This window comes from Kitasatospora sp. NPDC004799 (genome assembly GCF_040609095.1).
Lineage (GTDB): Bacteria > Actinomycetota > Actinomycetes > Streptomycetales > Streptomycetaceae > Kitasatospora.
In genome coordinates, this window is the sequence record NZ_JBEXJK010000614.1 from 1 (window position 1) to 3,325 (window position 3,325).

2 protein-coding genes are annotated in these 3,325 nt (G+C 78.6%); one reads left to right on the top strand and one right to left on the bottom strand.

Translation table 11 applies throughout. From position 1 onward, the window contains the following. Positions 1–2,344, bottom strand: a 2,344-nt coding sequence (locus ABZW03_RS38890; RefSeq protein WP_355269313.1) for a helix-turn-helix domain-containing protein, incomplete at its 3' end; no start/stop codon positions are given. A gap of 341 nt (positions 2,345–2,685) precedes the next feature. Between ABZW03_RS38890 and ABZW03_RS38895 the strand changes: the two genes are divergently transcribed. Beyond that, on the top strand, positions 2,686–3,294 hold the full coding sequence (locus ABZW03_RS38895; RefSeq protein WP_355269315.1) for a hypothetical protein: 609 nt from the start codon (positions 2,686–2,688) through the stop codon (positions 3,292–3,294). Positions 3,295–3,325 lie beyond the last annotated feature (31 nt).

The window sequence follows — 3,325 nt, forward strand, 5'->3', positions numbered from 1 at the left end:
CCCGCCCCGGCAGGTCCGGGTCCCCGCTGCCCGCCGCGAGCAGCGCGCCGTCCGCGCTGAACGCCACCCGCTTGGCGACCGCCGAGCGCCCGTCCGGGCTCGGCGGCATCACCGGGGAGGGCAGCATCCGCCGGTCCGCCACCCGCCACAGCAGCACCCGCCGCTGCGGGTCGCGGGTGAGCGTGGCGGCCAGCAGCGCCCCGTCCGGGCTGAACTCCACGTCCTGCACGGGGTGCTTCACGTACCCCTGCAGCTCGGCCACCAGCGCCGTGGTCGCGGTGTCCCACAGCGCCACCCGCCCCTGCGAGTCCCCGGTGGCCACCAGCCGCCGGTCCGGGCTCAGCGCCAGCGCGTTGACCCCCCACGGGAAGCCCGGGATCCGCCCGGCCAGGTACCCGGACTGGGTGCTCAGGACGGCGTCGTCGGCGCTGCGCCGCAGCTCCGGGACGCCCGCGCGGGTGACCCGCCGCGCCTCCAGCGACTGGGCGAGCGCCGCGTACGGGTCGCGGGCGGCGTTGCGGCGGGCGTCGGTGAGCAGCACCAGCGCCGTGCGGCCGCGCTCGGCGGTGGTCGCGCGGTCGCGCTCCTGCCACAGCAGGGCGCCGGTCAGCAGCGACGCCACCAGCAGCAGCGCCAGCGCGCCGGCCGCCTGCCGCCGGGCGCGCAGCCGGCGCCGCTCGGCGCGCCGCTCCTGGCGCTGCCGGGCGGCGGCCGCGGCCAGGAACTCCCGCTCGACGGGGGCGAGGACGGCGCCGGGCCCGTCCTCCCGGTCCTCCCGAAGAGCCCCGTCCTCCCGGTCCTCCCGAAGAGCCCCGTCCTCCCGGTCCTCCTGGTGCGCCCCGCCCGGCCCGCCGCACGGCGCCGCCCACTGGCGGGCGAGCTCCAGCCGGCTGCCCCGGTAGAGCAGCGCGGCCTCGCGCCCCGAGGCGGCCCAGTGCTCGGCGTCCTGGGCGAGCTGCTGGTGCAGCCGCAGCCCGGTGCGGCCCTCCTCGATCCAGCCGCGCAGCCGGGGCCAGGCGCGCAGCAGGGCCTCGTGGGAGAGCGTCACCCCGGTGGCGTCCAGGGTGATCAGCCGGTCGGCGGCGAACGAGGCCAGGACGTGGTCCAGGCGCGAGCCGTCCGGGTCGGCGGCCGCCAGCTGCGCGCGCTCGGCGCGCTTTCGCGAGACCTGGCCGTCCGGCCCGAGGTGGACCAGCCGCAGCAGCACCCGGCGGGCGGTGGCCCGGGCCGGCTCGTCCAGCCGCGACCAGGCCCGCTCGGCGGTCAGCGCCACCGAGCCGCGCAGCCCGCCGATCGCCCGGTAGTCGGCCAGGGTGAGGGAGCGTCCGGTGCGCTGCTGCCACACCGCGCGCAGGGTGTGCGCGAGCAGCGGCAGCGCGCCGGGGTCGTAGGCGCGGTCCCCGGGGCCGCCGTCCAGGCCCAGGTCGGCCAGCAGCAGCTCCAGCAGGCCCGCCTCCAGGTCGAGCCGGGCGGTACGGGCCGGGGCGGTGATCGCCTCGCTCAGCTCCGCCGCGCTCATCGGGCCGAGCGCCAGCTGCCCGCGCCGCACCGCCCGCAGCAGGCCCTCGTGCGCCAGGCAGTGCCCGTACGCGTCCGCCCGTACGCCCAGGACGACCAGCCGGGTGCCGTCCGGCCCGGCCTGCGCGCAGAGCCGGTCCAGGAAGGCCCGCCGCTCGTCGGCGTCCGGGCACAGGGTGAACAGCTCCTCGGCCTGGTCGACGACCCACACCGGGCTGCGGTCCCCGGCCAGCGCCGCCAGCCGCTCCAGCGGCACGGCGCCGGGGGACAGCAGCGCGGCCCGCGCGGGGCCCAGGCCCGGCAGCGCGCCGCGCCGCAGCGCCGGCAGCAGCCCGGCCCGCAGCAGCGAGGACTTCCCGGCCCCGGAGGGCCCCACCACCACGACCGGCCCGCCGCGGTCGGCCAGCCGTTCGCCGAGCAGGCCGAGCAGTTCGGCGCGGGCCCGCTCGCGGCCGTGGAACCAGCGCTCGTCCTCGGCCCGGAAGGAGGCGAGCCCCGGGTAGGGGCACTGGCCGCGGGTCGCCAGCTCCACCAGCTCGCCGCCGGCCCGCAGCTCCTGGTCGCAGGCCCGGGCGAAGGCGGCGGTGGGCGGCTTCTCGCCGTTCTCCACCTTGCTGATGTGGCTCTTGTCGTAGTGCACCCGGCGGGCCAGGCCGGACTGCGAGAGGCCCCGCACCCGCCGCCACTCGCGCAGCGCCGCCGCGAAGCCCTCCGCCGGCACCCGGCCGGGCCCGTCCGGCGGCGCGCCCTGCTCCGGCACCCGCGGCGGCCCGCCCTCCGTGCCCCGCCCGCTCTGCCCGTCCTGCCCGTCCTGCGTGCCCCGCACGCCCCGTCCGCCCTCCGCGCCCACCCGCAGCCCCCGCTCCGATCGCGCCCCGACCGTTCAACGAGGCCGGGCCGCGGCGGTCACGGGAGGGCGTCCGGCCGTCCCGTCCGGGGGTACACGCGAGGGCGGAGGACGACGCGAGCGCAGGTCGCAGCGGTTGTCGAGGTGTCCGCACCGGGCGACACCAGGCAACCCGTACCGCCCCCGGCGCCCGGCGGGCCACGCTCGTACCGCACCACCGGACCACCCGCCGGACCGGCGGACCACCGGACCGCTCACCACGGGACGGCCCGTCACGCATGACCCGTCAGGGCACGACCCCCGGAAAGGAACACCCGCTCATGATCCGCATCCGCCGCTGGAGCGTCCCCGCCCTCGCCGCCGCCGCGCTGCTCGGCTCGCTCACCCTCTCCGCGCCCGCCGTCGCCGCCACCGCCACCGCGCCCGCCGTCGCCGCCACCGCCACCGCGCCCGCCGGGGACACCGCCCTCGTCCAGGAGCAGGACCAGCGGGCCGGCGCCCCGAAGATCACCCGCGCCGAGGAGATCCGCCGCGCCAAGGTCTGGCTGACCGCCAACGGGGGCCGGCCCGTCCCGTACAGCCGGCAGAAGGTCTGGAAGGACGGCTACCGCCAGGACTGCTCCGGCTACGCCTCGATGGCGCTGGGCCTGCCCAAGTCGGGCCCGAACACCGTCAAGCTGAAGAACGGCGGCTGGACCAAGCCGATCAGGATGTCCGAGCTGCGCCAGGGCGACCTGGTCATCAAGGCGAACAGCGACGACCCGCGGCAGCGGCACGTCGTCATCTTCGACGGCTGGAACAGCGGCCACACGTCGTACAGGTCCTACGAGCAGGCCGGGAGCGTCGGCACCCGGCACACCTCGCACGACTACGGCCTCAAGTCCGGCGACGGCTACCACGCCTACCGCCCGGTCAACCTGTCGGACTGACGCGGGAAACCCGGCGGCCCGGCACGCTCCC

Bases quoted from the DNA above. Each gene is read 5' to 3' on its own strand.
- ABZW03_RS38895 (WP_355269315.1), top strand. From the start codon at position 2,686: ATGATCCGCATCCGCCGCTGGAGCGTCCCCGCCCTCGCCGCCGCCGCG.